Raw genomic sequence first — 19,846 nt, forward strand, 5'->3', positions numbered from 1 at the left:
CGCCGGAGAGGCTGAGATGCAGCCTCTCCGGCGTCCGAGGGCGGAGACCCCAAGGGCCCTCACACCGCCAGCGGCTCCAGGTCCCGGTAGATGCGGCGCTCGTCCGCCGCCACCCGGGTCATTCCGTTGTCGTCGCCCAGCAGCGTGCGCAGCTCGCCCAGGGCGTCGTCACGCAGGCGGCGGGCCTCGTCCTTGTGGCCCAGCGCGGCGAGCGTCAGCGCGGAGTTGGTGACGATGGCGAGGGTTTCCGGGTGGTGGGCTCCGAGGACCGCCCGGAGTTTGACGACCGCGTTCTCCTCCAGCTTGCGGGCCTCGGCGAGACGGCCCTGGTCGGCGAGGACATTGGCGTAGTTGATGCCGGTGAAGAGGGTGTGGGGGTGTTGTTCGCCGAGCACCTCGCCCATGCGGCGCAGGACTTGGCGGAAGACGGTCTCGGCCTCCTCGGTGTCGCCGCAGCCCCAGTGGAAGATGCCGAGGTTGTTGAGGGCGGCCTGGGTGTAGGGGTGGGCCTCGCCCGGCACCTTCATGTACTCGGCCAGCGCCTCCCGGGCGACCTCGCGCGCGGCATCCCGCTCGTCCGCGGCGAACAGGTCGGCCGCCATGTTCAGATCGCAGGCGAGGGAGTCGGGGGTCGACGTCGGGTACTGGGCCCGGTACTGCGCACGCGTCGCCGTCGTCAGCCGGCGGGCGTCCTCGAACTGGCCCGCCCTGCGCAGCGACACGGCGAGCGACTTGGCGCAGCTCAGCGTGCCGGGGAACTCCTTGCCGAGGATGCGTTTGTGCGCGTCGTAGGCGCGGGAGAGGAGGGAGACCGATTCCGAGTAGCGGCCCACCTCGCGAAGGTCGCGGCCCAGGCGCGCCGCCGACGCCAGCGTGTACGGGTGGTCGGGGCCGAGCACCTCGATGCGGCGGTCGTAGGTGTCCTGGTCGATGGCGCGGGCCTCGCCGTAGCGGCCGACCATGCGCAGCGCGAGCGCGAGGTTGTTGGCGGCGCTGAGGGTGCGGCGGTGCGACTCGTGGAAGATCTGGCTGAAGCCTTCGTGTGCCTCGCGCGCGAATTCCACCGCCGACCCGTACACACCGAGCGCCGCGAGGTCGCTGGCGAGGCCGGACATGGTGACGTAGGTGTGGGGATGCGAGGGGCCGAGCACCCGCTTCTGGCGTTCGAGGAGTTCGGTGTTGATTTCCCGGGCCTCCACATAACGGCCTTGCGAGCGCAGCACGTTGCCGAGCTGACAGCGCAGATACAGGTACTGCACGTCGTCCTCGCCGAGGATCGGCTTCCAGTGGTCGAGGAGGTCCTCGGCGAGCGCCTGGGCGCCGGGGAACTCACCGCGCTTCCACAGATAGCGGACGCGGTCGATGAGCAGCCTGCGGGTCTCCGCCTCGGTGCAGTTGCGGGCGTCGGAGGCGCTCAGGTGCGGCCAGATGACCGCGAACCGCGGCCAGGTCTCGGGGTCGTCGATCGGCTCGTCGCCGTCGGGCCGGCAGCCCGCGAGCACCGTGTGCACGACATGCCGGGCGTGCCGCTGCTCCTCCTCGGACAGCTGCGAGCGGATCACCGCCTGGACCAGCCGGTGCACCTGGATGCTGTTGCTGACCTGGTCGACCTTGGCGAGCGCGAACCGGCCGATCTCCCGGATGACCCGGCCGAGCAGCAGACTCTCCTGGAGGGCGGGGTCGTACGGCTTGAGGGCGTCGATCATCTCCTTGCTGTAGAGCAGGTGCGAGGAGATCGGTTCGGCGGCCAGGAACGCGCAGAGCTGCAACAGGCGTACGGAGGCCGGGGAGCGTTCCCGGAGCCTGGCGATGGAGATGTTCCAGGTCGCGGCCACCGTCTTGGGGTAGTCGGCGGGCTGGTTGAGGTCCAGCACCTCCGTCGTCTGCTCGGCCAGCTGCCGCAGGTAGTCCTCGATCGGGGTGGCCGTCTCGGCGAGCCAGGCGGCCGCCTGCTCCACGGCCAGCGGCAGGTCGCCCACCGCGACCGCCACCTGGTCGGCCTCCTCGACGGTGAGCCCCGAGGCGCGCCGGGTGAGGTGCTCCACGCTCTCCTCGCGCAGGAACACGTCGATGGGCAGCGAGGCTCCCTGCTGCGCCCAGGCCTGGTTGCGGGAGGTGACGAGGATGTGCCCGCCGCCTCCGGTCGGGAAGTAGCGGGTGAGCTTGGTGGGGTCGTCGGCGTTGTCGAAGACCAGGATCCAGCGTTTGGTCGGCGCGCCGCGGCTCAGCATCTGCACGGCTTCCTGGCTGGCCAGATTAATGTCCTCGCCGCCGGGCGCGCCGATGCGGGCGGCGAGTTCGGCGAGTGAGGAGACCACGTTGCCGGGGTCCTCGGCGGAGATCCACCACACGAGGTCGTAGTCCGCCATGAACCGGTGCACGTACTCCAGCGCCACCTGCGTCTTGCCGACGCCGCCGAGTCCGAACAGTGCCTGCGGCTGCGGCAGGACGACCGAGATGCCGCCGCCGAGCTGATCGCGGACCCGGTCCAGGATGACGTTGCGGCCGGTGAAGGTGTTGTTGCGCTGGGGCGCGTTCCAGATCGCCGGGGTGCTGCCGGGGAAGCGGGGACCCGAGGGGCCGCCGTCGAGGGGCCGGCCCGGCAGCTCCAGGACGCCGAGCAGCGCGGTGACGCACTGGGACTCGTCGAGCCGGTGCAGATCGACCGGGTTGTGGTCGAGATACGACTCCGGCAGCCGGACCTCGTCGACCCGCAGCGGAATCAGGGCGGTGCCCGGGGCGTCCGTGTCGGACTCGATGAGGGCACGCCACACGGCGTCGGCGTAGCGGGACTTGCGGAAGGCGTTCGACAGCAGGACGAGGTGGTGTGTCGTCGGGTCCTGGTGTTCGAGGGGGCCGGTGGCGATGTCGTGCGGGGTGACATTGCAGCCGGCGCGCTTGAGAAGCGCCTCGGCCCAGTCGGCCCACATGCGGTTCTCGGCCGCGTACGTGATGACGACGTCCGCCGCGGTGGTCATCGGCCTCCGCCGCAGGAACGCGTCGCGGCAGCGCAGCCGCACCGGCTCCGGCACCGGCGGCAGCGTGGTGACCTCGCCGTCCGAGATGACCGCGGTGAGCCGTTCGAAGGCGGACAGCAGCGAGTTGGCGATGCCGCTCTCGTCGCCGACGGTGGCGAGCGTCTCCTCGTACGCGTAGTACGGGCGGTACGGGATCTCGACGGCGCCCCAGTACGCGGTCAGCTCCTCACCGCCGAGCTCCTCGCCGCCGAGCCCCTTGGGCAGCCCGTCGAACTTGAGCCGGGCCAGCGCCCGTCCCGCGTCGACCTTCTCCTTCTCGCCCTCGTCGATCCGCATCGGCACGGGCAGTACCCGGATCTTGCGCTTGCGGTAGCCGTCCTCGACGCTGCGGGCCACGGCCGCAGCGCCGTCGAGGGACTGGTCGCTGAGCGTGAAGCAGTCCACGAGCACATCGGGCATCTGCATGGTGCAGATGTCGGCGTTGTCGGACAGCCCGGTGCGCGAATCGATCAGGACGTAGTCGTACGACGCCTTCATGTCGTCGCGCAGCGCGTCGAGGAACAGCCCGCCGCCGAGCCGCTCGTAGAAGTTGTCCCACTCGAAGGACGACACGGTCGCGGAGTACGAGCGGTCCTGGCGTCCGGCCGAGAGGAAGTCGAGCGAACCGCCGTCCACGAAGCGCAGCCCGAGCCGCTCGGGGGTCAGCGAGATGGCGTGCTGCTCCACCCGCGCGTAGTCCAGGTGCCAGGCGCCGGAGCGCTGGGTTCCGGTGGTCGCGGCCCAGGCGTACTCGTTGATGATGTCGATGACGCCCGTGGTGGCCGCGAGCGCGTTGGGGTCGAGGAAGGGGTGGAAGAAGCGGTGCAGACCCGGGGCCTCCAGGTCCCAGTCGACGGCCAGGACGCGTTTGCCGTTGGCGGCGAGGATCCACGCGGTGTTGGCCAGGGCCATCGTGCGGCCGGTGCCCCCTTTGTACGAGTAGAAGGTGATGATGCGTCCGTCCTGCGCGGCCGTCATGCTTCTTCTCCTCCGTGGTCGGATCCGCCTTCGGGCAGCGGCGGGTGGGTGGGGCCCGTGATGGGGCCCATCAGGCGCGGCCGGTGGATCGGCGGGCCCGGCGGCGGATGCGCCTCGGCGTGCTTGAGGTACTGCCGGGTCGCGTGCGCGACGACGGCCGGCAGGACGTCGGTGAAGGCCTTCAGGGTGGGTACGCCGTTGACGGCGACCCGGCAGTCGGTGCGCCGGCCCCGGTCCAGGATCAGCGGCAGCGTCCGCTCCAGGTCCGCCGCGAGCTTGCGGCCCTCCTCGCCGTGGCACTGGATGTCGGACCGGTTCCACGGGACGATCGCGCTGACCCAGGGGCGGGCGTTCGCGTCGAACGCCTTGAGTCTGCGTGTCCGTTCCTCGTCGGTCAGCGCCCACCGGTCGACGAGCAGAATGCCGGGGTGGCTCGGCGCCGCCTTGTCGGAGTCGTCCGTGACCAGGGTCTCGCCGGTGTCCTCGTCGTCGAAGGACGACACCGTGATCCGGTAGTCGAGCGAGCGGATCAGCTCCTCGGCGAGCGAGGGCAGCGGGCGGGTCGACTCCGAGTGGTACGGATTCCAGTCCTGCGCGTCCTCGCCGTACGGGCGGGCGTCGCGGTGTTCGGGGATGCTGTGCCGGGTGGGCGCCGCCACCGTCAGATGGATGCGCCGGGGGCCCTCGCCGCGCGGCTTGAACGCGCTCGGCGTGCTCTCGTAGGGGCGGGGCCTGCTGGACGGCAGCGGCGACTCCTGGGCGACCCGCACGATCCGCTGGGCGAGCCCGAGGACGGTCTCCTCGTACTCGTCGTGCAGCCGGTTGAGCTTGATCAGACCGTATATCCCGTTGGCGGCGTACCGGTCGCCGAACGCCCCCTGGTCCACATGTATATGCCGTACGGAATCGGGGAGTTGGGCGTAATCGATATGCGTCCACAGCGCGGGGACGATGGCCGGAACGACGCCGGAACCGGCCGCCCGCGCCCGCAGGATTCGTTCATTGAACGCGAACCATTCCCGGCCGCAACTCTCACTCGTGAAGTATCGCGGCGAGAACAGCGGCACGAACACCCGGCATGTCGCGAGATTCTCACTGAGCTTTTCCGGCCAGCCGTCCCCCGAGCGCATCTCCCGGTCCATGAAACCCGCGGGCGCGCCCGCCGGTAGATCCGTGAGCGCCATGATGTGGTCGCACAGATCCGTGAAGAGGACATGCACCCAGTGGTCCGGATCGCCGCCGCCGGGCCCCCAGGCCGGCGTGTGCGCGTAACTCAGGAAGAAATAAGGCCGGTTGTCCGAAGCCCGTTCAGGTATGTCCACGCGCCCCCCTGCCTGTGGATGAGCCCCTACGGGATGTTCGGTTCACCTGGCCGGAACCCACAATCTTCCCGACCGAGCGCCCGCACGGGTCGCCTCTTTCACGTCAATCCATGGCGATATCCAGACATCTGGACACCGGCCTGGTCGACGGCGTCCCGCATACGGACGAGCAGCACCGCCTTCCCCGCCACTTCCCGTTCCGTCACAAGATCACGCGGCAGCCGCGCCCCGATCGCCCCGAAGTCCCCGTCGTACAGCACGATGTCCTCGTACGAGGTCCAGTGGCCCCTCTCGCCCCACACGCAGTGGTACGCCCGTCGCGCGGGCGCGGGGTGCATCCGGTACTCGGCGAGATGGAACGCGCTGCACACCTCGAACCCCACGCGGAACAACAGGACGTGGGCGCCTGCGGCGTACAGCTTGGCCAGCGGGGAGCGCTCGCCGAGGTGACAGTGCGGATCGTGGTCGCCCAGCAGTTCCCCGGCCCGCGGACCGATCCCGGCCAGCGAGGTGTGCGGATGCCCGCTGCGGACGGCGCCCGGGGTGGTCCGTACACACTCGGCGAGCACCCCCATCGTCGGGCAGGGCGTCGTATCGGGATCGAACGGGGGCACCGACGCCCGGAACACCGCCTCCTCGTCCTCGGACATGCCGTCGGTGAGCGTCTTGTACGCCCGGGAGGTCAAGGAGTTCTCCGGCGAGAAGGCGGGTACGACGAGCGTGCCCGCGGGGCCGAGCGCGTCGAGCAGCGCGTCCCGCACATCGGTGTCGCGCAGCCCCGCGCCGCCGAGGGAGGCGTGCACCATGAGGATGCCACCTGGCCTTACGCCCAACTCGACGAACATCTTGGCCAGTTGGGTGCGGTCAGGCATGGTGGCTCGCCCACTCGGTCCGGAGTTCTTCGGCCAACACCGCGCCGGTCTGGGTGAGTTCACCGCCCGGCCGGGCGGCCAGCTGCTCCAGGGCGCGGCCGGCCCGCCCCAGCGCGGCGGCGCGAGCGTCCTCGTGCCCCTTCCAGTAGGTGGCGTCGCCGAGCTCCCGGCTCGCCTCGTCGAGGAGTCGCCCGGCCCCGCTGCCCGGCACGTTCAGGTCCGCCGTCTCGCGCAGCGCCGCGAGCCGCGCCAGGCGTCCGGTGCGCGGCAGTTCACGCACGAACTCCTCCGGTTCGAAGTCGACGGCCACCCCCAGCGCGCCGAGACCGTGCGCGCCGAGCCGCACTCCCGCGCCGGCCACGAGCGGGGTGATGGCGGTGGCGAGCAGCGCGTTGACGTCGGCACGCCAGCCGGGCTCGTACTCGTCCATCAACTCATGGGCCGTGCACAGTCGTTCGGCGAACTCGGCGAGTTCGCCGGGGCCGAGGGGCGGGGTGACTCGTGCGGGGTAGCAGTCGCGCAGGGGGTCGGCGTCGTCGAGGAGCAACGGGGTGCCGTCCGCCAGGGTCGTACGGTGCAAGGGGCGCCATCTGCCGGCGCCGTCCTCGGCCGTGTACTCCGTGCCGTCCTCGGTGCGCACATGGAGGCGGCCCGCGGTCACCGCGACCTCCACGCGGCCGGGCTCAGGGAGGGTGAGGGTTCCCAGAGTGGGGAGGTGCAGGTCGGGGCTGAGGTGGTCCCAGCTGAGCTTTACATCGACTTGGGCACGCAGAGCGGCGACCGCGACCGCCGCGGCGAGCGGCCCAGGGGTGGTGACCCGGTCGTGCAGGCACTGCTTGAGCGTGGTGTGGAAGTAGGGGTGGGCGAGGATCTCGTCCACGTGGCGTGTGGCACCCGCCGCGCCGTCCAGATACACGAAGGCCCGCCACATCTCGTCCCAGTCCGGCTCCCCGGCGTACCGGTACGCGAGGCGGGAGAGCAGGCGCCGGTTCAACTCACCCTGAGCGAACGAGAGTTCCTCTCTGTCGCCGACGGCCGGGCTGAGGGCGTGGTCGGTGATGCGCTCGGCCACGCCGTCGACGAAGGCGCGCAGATCGGAGCAGAACACGGAGGGATTGTCGAAGCCGCGGCCGCTGCTGTACCGGTGGGCGTAGAGCCCTCCGCCGCACGATTCGATCACCGGGCAGCGGCGGCAGGTCGCGCTGACGCCCGCGAGGCCCAGCTGGCGCGCGCGAACGCCGGGATGCCGCGCGAACTCCGCGAATCGGTGCTGGAAGACGTCGTAACCGGTCGCCGGGGCCCCGTCGTACGCCGTCTTCAGTGAATCCGCCTGCTCGAAGGTGCCGTCGGTCTCCACCACCGCGAGATCGCTCGGCGCGAGCCCCATCGCCTCCGTCAGGCTCGGTCCGCCCCGAAGGGTGCTGAGGACCGACTCGAAGGTCCGCACCGCGACGGTGCGCCCCTGCTGGTCCCAGCGGTCGAAGATCTTGAGCAGCCAGTCGGCGTAGGCGGTGGGCGAGTCGACCGGTCCGGGCGGTGGACTGTCCCAGGTGGAGTGCGGCAGCAGGTAGTCGATGCGGGGCGGATGCAGCGAGGTGAGCGCGTCGTGCACGGCGACCGGGTCATTGGCCACGTCCACGGTGCACAGCAGGCCGCTGTAGAGATGCCGGTACTCGGGTGTGCGCAGCAGATTGATCGCGCGCAGCACCCGGTCGTAACTGCTTCGCCGCCGACGATCACGCCGATGCCGGTCGTTGGCGGCACGGTCCCCGTCGAGCGAGATGCTGACCTTGACGCCGAATTCCTTGAACACATTGAGATGACGTGTGTTGAGCTGCACGCCATTGGTGTGAATACGGAGATCGAGAGCGGTGACGGGGGCGATGGTACGAGTGAGTTCCGCACAGATGTTTCTCATGCGGACGGGGCCGACGAGAAGAGGTTCGCCGCCGTGAAGGATCACTGAAACGGACGGGAGTTTTTGTTCTTCCGCATAGTCCGCGAATCGCCGGGCCACTTTTCCGAGTGTTTCTTCGGAAATGAAGGTCGGGCGGCCTTTCCAGCTTTGATCGGCATGCTCGTACACATAACAGTGATCACAGGCGAGGTCGCATCGACTGTGGATCTTGAGAACGAGCTGCTGCAGCTTCACGGGGTGAGGATAGTGCCGACGGGGCGCTGCTTGTACCGCCAACCCCTTGATCGGTCAAGGTGGTTGACGGCTCCGGCGCACGAGCGCGGGCGCACCGGACGGTCGTCGTACCGCCGGATGCGCCCGTGCCGAAGTCTGCGTGCTGGACCGCGCCTACAGTGCCGAGTCAAACGTGATCGGCTTCGTCGGACGCCGTCCGGGGATGTCGGTCACTCGACCGGCGGACCTCACGGCGGCAGCCCCGAGCGGGTCGATGGCCGACAGGGGAGTGTGCGGTCGGCGCACGGGCCTGGGGGCGGCGGAACGGTGCGTCGCCGGCGTCACCGGAAGGTTCATTTTTTGGGACTTTCGTTGGGTTGAGTGACTGTCGAGGCGGAGGCTATCAGTTGGATCTACGGTGCGGGGTTGATTGTTGCTAGATTTCATGCTTAGCGCCGAGTCCGGGTTTTCGCAATCGGAGCGGGGCTGACAGTGTGAATACGATTTCCGGGCGACACGAAGGCTTGGCCTGGGAGACGTCAGTTCGGCGGGTGCCGGTTGCGTGCGGCGGTGACGGCGCACAGCGGTGACGGCTGACAGCGGTGGCTGACGGCTCACAGCGGTGGGCTGAGGGCTCACAGTGGTGCCTGAGGGCTCACAGGGGTCCCTGAGGGCTCACAGCGGTGACTGCCACATGAACGTGGTGCCCGCGCCGCCGTCGCCCGTGGTGCCGTCGTCGTGGACCGTCAGGCGGACCCCGGCGCGGCCGTCGGGCAGGGACGCCGTCGCGTCGACCGTGACGTCGATGCGGGACACCCCGGCGTGGCGCGACGCGACGGCCAGCGCTCGGCGCAGGCTCGCGAGCAGATGGCCGGCCACGGCCTCGGGGATACGGCTCTCCACGGCGCCGGTGAATCGCGTGGACGGCTGGAAGCCGAGGACCGCCGCCGCGCCGGCCGTCTCGCGCAGCACCTTGCCGCGGAACGTCGTGGGCGCGTCCGCCGGGGGCTGCTGCAGCGCGAAGATGGCCGTACGGACCTCCTGGACGGTGGACTGCAGCTCGTCGACCGCCCGGCCGATCGCTTCGTGCACGTCCTCGCCCGAGCCGCCGCTCTCCCTGTCCCCGCGGGCGCCGAGGCTCCTCCGCTGTGTGGATTCGAGCATCATGCCGGTCGCGAACAGCCGCTGGACGACCAGATCGTGCAGGTCGCGTGCGATGCGGTCACGGTCCTCGTAGACCGCGAGGCGCTCGCGGCTGTGCTGGGCGTCGGCGAGGACCAGGGCCAGCGCGGCCTGCGAGGCGAACTGTGTGGCCAGCAGCCGTTCGACGGAGGTGTACGGTCGGCCGCCGCGCCCGCGGGGCAGTGCGAGCGTGCCGATGAGGCGGCCGCCCGCCTGGAGGGGCAGCATCATGCTGGGCCCGAAGCGTGTCCGTACATGGGTCGTCATCCGGGGGTCGGTCGCGGAGTCGTCGACGAACACCGGCTCGCCGCCCAGGAGTTGTCGGAGGACCGGGCTGCCGGGCGCGATCGTGGTGCCCACGATGTCGCCGGGGTCGTCGATCGTGACCGCGGTCACGATCTCCATGCCGCCGTCCCCCGTCGGCTGGAGGATGACGCCCGCCGAGGCGTCGGCGAGGATCCGGGCCCGGTCGGCGACGGTCGTCAGCGCGTCGGCGGCGGCCTCACCGGTGAGCAGCGCGGTGGTCACGGCCGCCGCGCCCTCGATCCACCGCTCGCGCTGCCGGGCCGTCTCGTACAGCCGGGCGTTGGCGATCGCGATGCCCGCCTGCGCGGCGAGGACGCGCAGCAGCTGCTCGTCCAGGTCGGTGAAGGGGCCGCCGGACTTCTCGGCGAGGGACAGATTCCCGAACACCTCGTCGTGGACGCGGATCCGGACGCCCAGGGAGTCGTCCGTACGCCCCACGAAACTCCTTCGGCCGGACTCGGGCAGCTCCGCCGTACCGATCTCCGTCAGCCCCTCGTGCCCCGGGCCGACCATGCCCAAGGCCGCGTACCGGGCCCCCGTCAGCTCGGCGGCGCCCTCCACGATGCGCCGGAGCGTGGCGCGCAGTTCGAGGTCGCTGCCGACGCTGAGGACGGCTTCCAGGAGGGCCGGGAGGCGGGGGACGGGGTCGGTCATACGAGGCCCCCGGGACGCGGGGGCGTCAGCTCGTCAGCGGGTCGAGGATCAGCGGCTCGATCTTGCCCTCCAGCATGTAGCCGAGCCCCTGCACGGCACACACGTCGGGCCGCTCGGCGATGTGCACCGGCATGCCCGTGGCCTCCCGCAGCATCTGGTCCAGGCCCGGCAGCAGCGCGCTGCCGCCGACCATCATGATCCCGCGGTCCGCCAGGTCGGCCACCAGGTCCGGCGGGCAGGCGCGCAGCACCTTCCCGATTCCGTCGAGCACCGCGGTCAGTGGGGTCTGGATGGCATCGCGTACGGCGGCGGTGTCGACCTGCACGGAACGGGCCAGGCCGGTCGCCACGTCACGCCCGTGGATCTCCGTCGACGTGGGGCCCTGCGGGGTGAGCCCGTTCCCGGAGAGGGCGAGCTGCAGGGGCCGTACGGCCTGACTCGGCAGCATCAGCTCGTGCTGGTGCCGCAGGTGCTGCACGATCGCGTGGTCGACGGCCTCGCCGCCCACCGGGACGCGCTCGGCGGTGACGATCGAGCCCAGCGACAGCACGGCGAGTTGGGTCGCGGCGGCCCCGCACACCATGACCATGGTGGCTTCGGGCTGCTCGACGGGCAGACCGCACCCGACCGCGGCGGCGATGAGCGTGTCGACCAGCTCGACCCGCCGCGCCCCCAGCCCCACCAGCGTCTCGATCGCGGCGCGCTGCGCCAGCGGGTCGGCGTCGTGCGGGGTGCAGGCGGCGGCCCGCAGCCGGGGCTTGCGGCGCAGGGTACGGCGTACCTTGTCGCCGAGCAGCTGGCGCAGCATGCGCTGGGCCATGTCGATGTCGACGACCGTGCCGCCGCTCACCGGCCGGACGACACGAATGTAGTCGGGTGTACGGCCCGTCATCTTCTCCGCGAACTCGCCGACCGCGATCAGGGCGCCCGTCTTCGTGTTGATCGCGGCGACGCTCGGCTGGTCGACGACCAGACCCGCGCCCTTCACGTACACACGCGTCCTCGCCGCGCCCAGGTCGACGGCGAAGTGACAGCGGCGCAGCTGCTCCAGACTGACGACGGTCATGGCAGTTCCTCCCGAGAGCGCGGACCGTGGGGTCGCCGGGTGGCGGTCCTCTCTCGCATCGTGCGGGCCCTGAGGAGATGTCGCCTTTTGTGGGGGGCCGGGTGGGGCTCGGCTGGATGGGTGGTTCGTTCAGCGGGACTGGGCCGCCCTGAGGAGGGGGCGAAGGCCCGAAATCAGGAGTTGCCCGCCGTCCCGCGTGCGCAGCCGCCGTCGGACCTGTTCGTCGCGCGCGAAGCCGATGAAGGGCAGACCGATCGCGCCGGCCGCCGACTGCTCGGCGGCAGTGGAGCCGACCAGCAGGCAACGGGAGGCGGGGGCGCCGAACCGGTCGAGGGCCCGGTGCAGGGTGTACGGGTGAGGCATCATCCGGGCGGGATCGGTGCCGCGCCCGTGGATGCCCCCCGAGAGAAATCCGGTCAGCTCTCGCCGTTGCAGATAGGTCTCGGCCGCAGGGGTGGCATGGTCCGTGACCACGGCGACGGGCACACCTCGGGAGTGCAGGGCACGGACCAGATGGTCGGCCAGAGCCGTGGGCTGCGCGGTTCGGGCGGCCCGGACCTCGTGATGGTCGAGCCGCCTGCGCAACTCGTCAGCCAGCGCGTGCCCCGCGAACGCGCGCAGCAGGTCGAGAGGGTTGGCGTACCCCTCCAGCGGTGCGACAGGGCCTTCCTGGGGCGTCAGGGGGTGTCCTGACAGGGCGTCATCGGGGTCCCGTCCTTCGACGATGAGCCGTGCGAGGTCGTGCATCACCTCAGCCGCGTCTCCCGGCCGGTAGAGCCTGGCCAGTGTGCCCTCGAAGCCGAGAATCACGCCCTCGGCCGTGGAGAGCAGATCGGTGGGCGAGGGCCGGGTGCGGCTCGGCTGTGCCGTGGAGCCGGCAGTTCGCCACGGGGGCGGCTGCGCTGTGGAGTCGCGTACTCGCCACCGGAGCGCATATCCGGACACGTGCCACCGGCTCAGATTCCCGGCCAGTGTGTCGAGTCCGTCGCGGAGGGCGGCGCCGACCACGTCCGTCAGTACGCGTGGCATGTCCAGGTCGGGGCTGCGGGACGCTTCCACCGGATCCGAGACACACCACGCCACCTCGACCTCGGGAGCGGAGGGGACGGCGAGGAGACGCTCGGCGAGGTCGACTTCGTAGTACCGCCAGGTCGCGCGGGTCGATGGCGGGGCCAAGCGGACCGTGGGGGAGTCCGGAAGGGCGAGCCCGTTGTCGCGGAGGAGATAGACGACGGCCTTCTCCCCCTCGGGGAGGGGCACCCAACCACCGGCCGGGACGGGGAAGGGGCCCTGCACCGGCTTGCCCGCAGGGGGGAGGGTGGAGCGCCTGCGAGAGGGAGGTGGCGTGTGGATGAGGCGGTACCAGCCGTCATCCGTGGCGAGGGGGGCCAACAGGTCGGGGTCGACGAAGCTCGGTCGCTCGTCGACTTCGGCGTGGACCGACGGCGAGACGGCGACGACGGCGCGAGCGTCGGACGAGGCGAGGATGTCTTCGACGGACTGGGGATCGGGTCCTTCGGCGCCCTCGTCCGTGGTGAGACGTCGGAAGGCCACCGTGAGTCGCGCATCGTCCAGTTCGTCGAGTCTGCTGGGGAGTTGATTCAGGGTGACCAACAGCAGGGGGAGGGCGGACACGTAGGGATTGAGGAGCACCGTGTAGCCCTCCTCGCGGCTCAAGATCCGGTACTCGTTCTCCGCGAGCCCGCTCGCCGTGAGCAGCCTGGCGACCAGTCGGCCCAGTGCCGCGAGCTTGTTCAGGTCCCGACCGCCTTCCGCCAAGTCGAAGAAGACAGAGGTGCGGTAGGAGAGGGCGGGACGCTCCCAGAGGTCCTCCGGGGGGTCGTCGTAGGCATCGTCGAGATCGTGCGGTGGCTCCTCGTAGGGGTCGTAGGAGTCGTAGGAGTCGTAGGGGGGCTCCGGAGGTTCGTCATAGGCGTCGGCGGGCGCCTCGGCCAGTTCGTCCTCGACGGCGAACGGTCTCTCCGCCGCGTCGTCGTCGGGGAAGTCGGTGTCTTCGGTCGATTCCTCCTGCGGGGAGAGGAGGGGCGTCGAGAACTGGTCTTCCGTGGGGAAGGGACCTTCGGGCAGCTCGTCCGGCGCGGCGACGAGTCCGTCGTAGGGCGTGGCGTCGGGCGTTGTCTGCTCGTACGTCGACTCCGTTTCCTCTTCGGGCGGTTCGCCGAGTTCCTCGCGCAATTCACGTCCCAGGATCAGCAGCTCCGGACTTTGGCCGCCGAAGTCCCCGTATTCCTCGAACGCCTCCAGGGCGTCCTCGGTACGGCCCTGGCGCTGGAGCGCGACGATGTGCAAGCGGCGGAAGTCCTCGCGGGACGGGTGTGCCCGGACCAGGGCGGCGAGTTCGACGGCGGCGCCCTCGAACTCGCCCAGGTCCAGCCTCAGTTCCGCACGCGTGGCACAGAGGGAGAGGCGGAGCTGGAGCAGCCGGGTTCGCGTGGTGTCGGCAGCCGGGCCCGGGACGCTGTCGAGGGCGGTGCCGCGCCACAGATCCAGGGCGTTGTTGACATGGGCCAGAGCGAATTCGGTGTTGCCGGTCGCGCGCTCCGCCTCCGCCCGTGCCACCGAGCGCTGGCAGTCGACGACGTCCACGAAGTCCGCGCTGGTGTGCAGGGCGTACCCGTCGGACAGGGTGGCCAGCACGCCGGGGCCCAGGGCATTGCGCAGCCGGGACGCGTAGGTGCCGATGAGGGCCTGGGAGCGCTGGGGTGGCTTCCGGCCCCAGATGCCCTCGGTGAGTTTGGCCTGGGTCACCTTGCGGCCGTGCTGGAGGAGGAGCATGCAGAGCATCGCCTGCTCCTGGGGGGAACCGACGGCCAGGGGGTGTCCGGTGCCGCGGTGGACTTCGGGTGGTCCGAGCAAGGAATAGCGGAGCGGGGAGTACGCCGATTCGGCCAGACGGGAGAGGTCGCTGCTCCGGAGCCGGGCCATGCCCTGTCGCCGCTGCCGTGGGGTGATGGAGCCCTCGGACAACAGCAGGCGGAGGGCCGATGCGTACAGCGGGCGCAGCTCGGTCGGCAGGCACGCCAGCCGTTCCGGCGCGACGGACGTACCGGCATGTGCCGGACCACCCGACGACAGATGGAAGACAAGTCGTCCCAGCGCCACCAGGTCCGCCCCGAACCGGTCCCGCTGCTCCCTCCGGCCGAGATCGAAGAGCGTGAGTTTGGCCGTTCCGTCGGGCAGGATCAGGACTCTGGTCATGTCGAGTGCGCCGTGTGTGACACCGGTCGAGTGGAGCGTGGTGAGAGCGGCGGCGAGCTGCTGCCCGAGCGACACCAACAGCGGCACCGGAAGGCGGTAACCGCCCGCCGAAGCCAGGGAGTTCAGGGCTATTCCGTCCAGGTGCTCCATGACGACGAACGGCACTTCGCCCTCGACGCCGTAGTCGAGGACCGCGACCACATTCGGGTGATCGACACCCGCGAGCGCCCGCGCATCCCGCACAAAGGCCTGAACGTCGGTCTGCGGCGGATACAGCCGCACCACCACCGACCGCCCCAGGTCGGTGTCCTCGGCCCGCCACAGGGTGCCGCTCGGCCCGAGCCGCTCGACGGTGCGGTACCGGTCGCCCAACGTCGGCGGACGCTCGGGCGCCGCCTTCCCCAACAGCCGCCGCACACTCTCCGGACTCACCGTCGCGATCGGTTCGTCCTCTGCCACGGCGCCCGGACCGGACGCCACCGGCGTACTCGCCCGGAACTCCCCGGCCGTCATCCCCGCCCGCTCGTCGATCAACGCCCCCATCCGGGCCAGCAGCCGAGTCGTCCGGCCGCGGGCGGTGCGCGGCAGACTCCGCAGCAGCAGATCCCGTACGCCGGGCCGGAAGGCGTAGGAACCTGGTGGCCCCGGCACGCTGGTGAGCATGCCGCTGAGGATGACCTCGGCCAGGTGCTGGGGGCGGGGACGCGGTTCGACAGCCGCATGGACCAGGCGCATGACGGGCAGGTCGGGGCGCCCGACGGCGAGGTGGCCCGCCAGGCGGAACGCTTCGGGGGACGCGGTCGCGCGGAATCGCAGGACGAGTTCCTCGGCGGGCAGCCGGGTGATGTCGCTGCGATTTCCGGACGCGTCGAGCTGACCGGGACGCGGCGTCAAGTGGGCTACTGAGCCGGGTAGTTGACTGCTGCCGCGGCTCGCCACGAGCGTCGACCAGTGCGCGAGCCAGGGCGCGTCCGGCTCCAGTACCGGGAGCGGAACGGCTCCGGTGGGTAGCTGCCCTTCCGAGGTGTCGTACGGCGTGAAGGCGAGCGAAGACAGCGGGGCGGCGGGGAAGGGCGCGGAGAGGAGCCCGGGTTCGGTGGGCAGCGCGGTGTCGCGCCACAGGCGTTCCGGAAGGGGCTGGACGATGGCCAGTGGCATCCGGTGGGCCAGGCGGTGCAGCGTGGTGTGCCAGCGGTCGCCGGTCGGGCCCGCCCACCACTGGGGTCCCATGCAGTCGCTGACCAGCAGGGTGACGGTGCGGCCGTCGGCGGGGACGTGCGCCCCTGCCCCCGTGATCGAGCCGTCGGGGCGGGCGCGGTGCACGGTCATCGTGCGGAAGACGCCCGACTGGGCCAGCGCGGTGTGCAGTTCACGGATCAGGGGGCGCCAGACGGGCATCGTGGGACCGGTGTCGTACACCAGGTTCAGACGCAACCAGCGTTCGCGCGCGGGGCGCATGACCGGCAGCCACCACTCGGGGTGGCCGCCCAGGCGGGCGATGCGGTGGGCGGTAGCCCGCTCGTCGAGCTCGTGGCCGACGGGCGCGTCGGTATGCCGCTTGAGTGGCCGCAGAGCCCGCTGCAGCGCGAGCGGGCGGCGCAGCATCGGGGGAGCGGGGGCCAGCAGCGACGCGTGGGGCTTCGTCCGGCCGGAGGGGGCCGGCAGATGGAGCGGGACACGGCTGTTGTTGCGCGTCGGCACGGGGACCTCGGGTCCCGCCGCGGGCAGGGGCGGTTTCTCGGTGGGCGGCTCGGACGGTGTCGGCTCGGACGGTGTCCGCGGTTCCCGTGCGTCCGAAGGGGAGGGAGCAGGCGTCGCGGCGGATCCGGGAACCGGGTACGCGCCATCCATGTGCGGGGCCAGCCACAGCAGTTCGGCCAGTTCGACCGGGGTCGGGGGCATGCCGTCGCCCGCCTCGGCCAGGATCTCGGACAGACGGCTCAGCAACCGTGCACCGGTTGACTCAGAACGCATCGGACTCGGGTGCCTCGCTCAGGTACGGCATCAGCTCCTCCGCCAATTCGTCGAGTGACTCCGGGGTCAGACCCGACGTACCGGCCAGGTAGATCGCGTTGAGGAGCTGGTCGGTGGCGAGGTCGCCGCCGGAGGCGCGGGAGAGGAAGCGCGTGATGAGGCTCTGTGCGTAGTCGTCCGGCTCGCCCAGGTGCGCGCGGACGATCCCCGCGAGGTGGCTGTCGTCGGGCTGGCGCAGTCGCAGGGTGACGCAGCGGCGCAGGAAGGCCGGAGGGAACTCGCGTTCGCCGTTGCTGGTGAGGACGACGAAGGGGAAGGCACGGCAACGCACGCGGCCCCGAACCACCGGGACGCGTGCGTCGGTGCCGTCGACCATGACCCGAGTCTGGGGCGTGTGGCGCGCCGTGCGCACCAGCTCGGGGATCTCGTACTGCCCCTCTTCCAGGACGTTCAGCAGGTCGTTGGGCAGGTCGAGGTCGCTCTTGTCGATCTCGTCGATGAGCAGAGCGCGGGGGCGGTCATAGGGGAGGAGGGCGGTGCCGAGCGGGCCGAGCCGCAGATGGTCCTCGACACCTGACTCCGGTCCGGGATCCGGTGCCGGCGGGGCTCCCGGTCCGGGCGTCTTCGCCGGTTCCCCGACCCGCTGTCGCGCCGCGTAGAGCCGCGACAGCGGGTCGTACTGGTACAGGCCGTCGTGCAGAGTGCTGCGGCTGGTGATGTTCCAGCGCAGTACCGGCCCCAGCCGCAGTTCGCGGGCGACCGCGTACGCGAGGGACGACTTGCCCGTGCCGGGCGGGCCGGTCACCAGCAGCGGGCGGCGCAAGTACAGTGCGGCGTTGACGAGTTGGACACTGCGTTCGGTGGCCTGGTAGGTGCGGGCGCGGTGCCTGCGGTCGGGGGAGGTGGCGGAGCTGTCGTCGGCTTCGGCCGGGGTGTCCAGGACCGGCCCGCCGTCGAAGGCTCGCCAGGGTGGGGGATCGGGCAGCCGGGTGATGCCGTCGTGCGGCTCGTTCGTGCCGGTGTAGACGGGCCACAGGGGCATGTGAGGGTTCTCCGTGGGGTCGGGGGCTGCGAGGCTTGGGTGGCTTCAGGCGACGGGCGAGCTCAGGGGCGCGGCAGGTTCGGGGAAGCGTCGGGGGTCGTCCCACAGGAGCTGAACGTCCTTGGCCCAGTGCCTGTCCGGGGCGTCCGACGCCTCGACCGTCTCGCGCAACGCCATGATGTGGCGCGGGAGTTCCGCAGGTGCCAGCCCCTCGGCGTACGCGGTCAGCTCGTCGAGGAAGACACAGCTCCCGTCGTGCTCGGGGCCGCCGGCGCATCCCGTCCGGGTCCACAGCAGCACCGGGACCGGGGCGTTGAGCGTCACCTCGAAGAGCTGTCCGGTGCGGGCGGGCGGCAGGGAGAAGGCGGCCAGGTGGGCATCCTCGTGCCGTAGTCGGAAGCGGAGCTTGGTCGGCTTCTCGTCGGTCCCGCAGTCGATGCGGTGCAGGGAGGCGCCGGGCTTCCCCTCCAAGTCCTGCCATTTGCGGATCAGCTGGTGCCGTACGCCACCCCGGCGGCGCGTCCGGTCCGTGACGACGAGCGGATACACGCAGCCCAGTGGTGTGTCGTCGTCAGCGCTGCGTGCCCAGTGAGCCACCGGCTCGTTCAGCCACTCGCGGGGCAGCACGAAGGCAATCAACTCATCCGATCCGGGGGCGAGTTGGTTGAACGCCTTGTCGATGTGCTCCTGCACGTAGGCCCGTACGCCGGTCCGGGGCAGCCGAAGGGCGCCCACCGGGCGGCGCAGTCCGTCGCGGCAGGCAGACACCTCGACGTTGACCTGGTCACCACCCGCGCCAGTGTGCTCGATCTCGACGAGGATGGGGGACCAGGAGGGGGTGCGGGAGCGGCCGGGAGGCGTGCCGAGGAGCTCCGCCAGCCGGTCGGCGAATCGCGTCACCGCCTGCGGGTCCGGCACCTCGCACAGTACGTACCAGGCAGCCGCCCACAGCGAATCGAACCCCCGGTCCGGCAGCTGCGGACCCAGCGGACCCACGGCGTCGACGTACAGCCGGTCCGGATCGCAGGGGAGCCGCAGTGCCTCTGCCCTCTGCACCAGTCGGCGCAGCCGTTGCTGCGCGTCCGGCCGGTGGTCGGGAGTGGGGATCAGCTCGCCGAGCCCCGGCCAGTAGCGGGCCATGACATGGCTGGGCAGCATCCGTCCGTTGCGCACGTCCCGAGCGCCGGAGGCCGCCGAGACCATGCCGACCACCCGGCCGTCCGCGAGGGTCACCGCCGCGCCGCTGAACCCGGCCGCCAGTGGCTGGCCGTGTGGACTCCATGCCTCCAGCTGTATCCACTCGTCCGCGATCAGTTGGTCCGAGGTCGCCCGGTACTCGGCGAGTGTCCCCTCGTCGTACCCCCTCGGGAAGCCGTAGGCGATGAGTTTGGGGTGCGGGTCCGCGTACGCGTCCCCCGGCGGGGCGAAGACGGCCGGGGCGAGCGGCACCTCGCGGTCCAGTTCGAGGACCGCGAGGTCACCGGGGTCGGTGGCACCCCCGGCCCAGTCGCCGCGCGCGATCACGGTGGCCGTCAGCGGGCCGAGCCCCCGGCTGTGCGGGAAGGAGACCGTCACCGCCGACGCCTCGCTTCTGCGGATGACGTGCGCGCACGTCAGGACACGGCGGCCGGAGACCAGGAACCCCGCGCCGACCTCGCCTCCACAGGCGATCCGGGCGTGCCAGGACGTGCTGCTCATGACTGCGGGGCGGTCTCCGGGGAGCCGTCGGACCGCGGCCCCGGCCGCTCGGGCGCCCAGGAGAGCTTGACCACCAGATGGCCCTCGACCGCGCTCTTGGCGATCAACGCGCCCGCCTCCGCGGTGAGTTTGACCCCGAACTCGATCTCCACGGAGTCGGGGCGCAGGCTGCCGTCGCGGAACACCCGCAGCGCGGACTCCGCGGCGGCCCGTACGCCCTCCAGGGAGCCCTCGAAGGTGCGGGTCGCCTGGACCGCGCCGTCGTCGCCCCGTGCGACGAGGCGAGATCCGGACTCGTCCTCGATGCCCTCGACGACGATCACGGCGCCGTCGTCGGTCTTGAACTCCACCAGGCCGTCCATGAAGCCGAGAACCCCCGTTGTGT

At 71.1% G+C, this 19,846-nt stretch carries 10 protein-coding genes; all 10 read right to left on the reverse strand.

Going from position 1 to position 19,846, the window contains the following annotated elements:
• Nucleotides 1–59 precede the first annotated feature (59 nt).
• The 10 genes from fxsT to IEY95_RS08595 all read right to left on the reverse strand — a co-directional run bounded on the left by fxsT (nt 60) and on the right by IEY95_RS08595 (nt 19,823).
• Nucleotides 60–3,995: an FxSxx-COOH system tetratricopeptide repeat protein gene (gene fxsT / locus IEY95_RS08550; protein ID WP_189185251.1), complete on the reverse strand. Its 3,936-nt coding sequence runs from the start codon at nt 3,993–3,995 to the stop codon at nt 60–62.
• The gene (locus IEY95_RS08555; RefSeq protein WP_189185252.1) at nt 3,992–5,317 is read right to left on the reverse strand and encodes a TIR-like protein FxsC; all 1,326 of its coding nucleotides are present in this window, start codon (nt 5,315–5,317) and stop codon (nt 3,992–3,994) included. Before IEY95_RS08555 ends, fxsT begins: the two co-directional genes overlap by 4 nt.
• A 98-nt stretch (nt 5,318–5,415) precedes the next feature.
• Complete coding sequence (locus IEY95_RS08560; RefSeq protein WP_189185253.1) at nt 5,416–6,189, reverse strand: AAC(3) family N-acetyltransferase; 774 nt, start codon at nt 6,187–6,189, stop codon at nt 5,416–5,418.
• Nucleotides 6,182–8,341, reverse strand: coding sequence for a radical SAM/SPASM protein FxsBH, inactivated beta-hydroxylase extension form (gene fxsBH / locus IEY95_RS08565; RefSeq protein WP_189185254.1), 2,160 nt, complete (start codon nt 8,339–8,341; stop codon nt 6,182–6,184). The genes IEY95_RS08560 and fxsBH overlap by 8 nt, the downstream gene beginning before the upstream one ends.
• A 654-nt stretch (nt 8,342–8,995) precedes the next feature.
• Nucleotides 8,996–10,462: a sensor histidine kinase gene (locus IEY95_RS08570; RefSeq protein ID WP_189185255.1), complete on the reverse strand. Its 1,467-nt coding sequence runs from the start codon at nt 10,460–10,462 to the stop codon at nt 8,996–8,998.
• A gap of 25 nt (nt 10,463–10,487) precedes the next feature.
• Complete coding sequence (locus IEY95_RS08575; protein ID WP_189185256.1) at nt 10,488–11,528, reverse strand: rod shape-determining protein; 1,041 nt, start codon at nt 11,526–11,528, stop codon at nt 10,488–10,490.
• 129 nt (nt 11,529–11,657) lie between these two features.
• On the reverse strand, nt 11,658–16,721 hold the full coding sequence (locus tag IEY95_RS08580) for an SAV_2336 N-terminal domain-related protein (protein ID WP_229702706.1): 5,064 nt from the start codon (nt 16,719–16,721) through the stop codon (nt 11,658–11,660).
• Entirely contained in the window at nt 16,711–17,763 is a 1,053-nt protein-coding gene (locus IEY95_RS08585; protein WP_189185257.1) for an AAA family ATPase, read from the reverse strand. Before IEY95_RS08585 ends, IEY95_RS08580 begins: the two co-directional genes overlap by 11 nt.
• A gap of 45 nt (nt 17,764–17,808) precedes the next feature.
• On the reverse strand, nt 17,809–19,461 hold the full coding sequence (locus tag IEY95_RS08590) for a VMAP-C domain-containing protein (protein ID WP_189185258.1): 1,653 nt from the start codon (nt 19,459–19,461) through the stop codon (nt 17,809–17,811).
• Nucleotides 19,458–19,823, reverse strand: coding sequence for a CU044_2847 family protein (locus tag IEY95_RS08595; protein ID WP_189185259.1), 366 nt, complete (start codon nt 19,821–19,823; stop codon nt 19,458–19,460). The genes IEY95_RS08590 and IEY95_RS08595 overlap by 4 nt, the downstream gene beginning before the upstream one ends.
• Nucleotides 19,824–19,846 lie beyond the last annotated feature (23 nt).

The organism is Streptomyces albiflavescens (genome assembly GCF_014645835.1).
In the GTDB taxonomy this organism is placed as follows: Bacteria; Actinomycetota; Actinomycetes; order Streptomycetales; family Streptomycetaceae; genus Streptomyces; species Streptomyces albiflavescens.

What these genes read in the sequence shown, in the direction of transcription:
- IEY95_RS08560 (WP_189185253.1), bottom strand. Translation starts at nt 6,189, where the DNA reads ATGCCTGACCGCACCCAACTGGCCAAGATGTTCGTCGAGTTGGGCGTA.
- IEY95_RS08570 (WP_189185255.1), bottom strand. Translation starts at nt 10,462, where the DNA reads ATGACCGACCCCGTCCCCCGCCTCCCGGCCCTCCTGGAAGCCGTCCTC.
- IEY95_RS08575 (WP_189185256.1), bottom strand. Translation starts at nt 11,528, where the DNA reads ATGACCGTCGTCAGTCTGGAGCAGCTGCGCCGCTGTCACTTCGCCGTC.
- IEY95_RS08590 (WP_189185258.1), bottom strand. Translation starts at nt 19,461, where the DNA reads ATGAGCAGCACGTCCTGGCACGCCCGGATCGCCTGTGGAGGCGAGGTC.
- fxsT (WP_189185251.1), bottom strand. Translation starts at nt 3,995, where the DNA reads ATGACGGCCGCGCAGGACGGACGCATCATCACCTTCTACTCGTACAAA.
- IEY95_RS08580 (WP_229702706.1), bottom strand. Translation starts at nt 16,721, where the DNA reads ATGCGTTCTGAGTCAACCGGTGCACGGTTGCTGAGCCGTCTGTCCGAG.
- IEY95_RS08585 (WP_189185257.1), bottom strand. Translation starts at nt 17,763, where the DNA reads ATGCCCCTGTGGCCCGTCTACACCGGCACGAACGAGCCGCACGACGGC.
- IEY95_RS08595 (WP_189185259.1), bottom strand. Translation starts at nt 19,823, where the DNA reads ATGGACGGCCTGGTGGAGTTCAAGACCGACGACGGCGCCGTGATCGTC.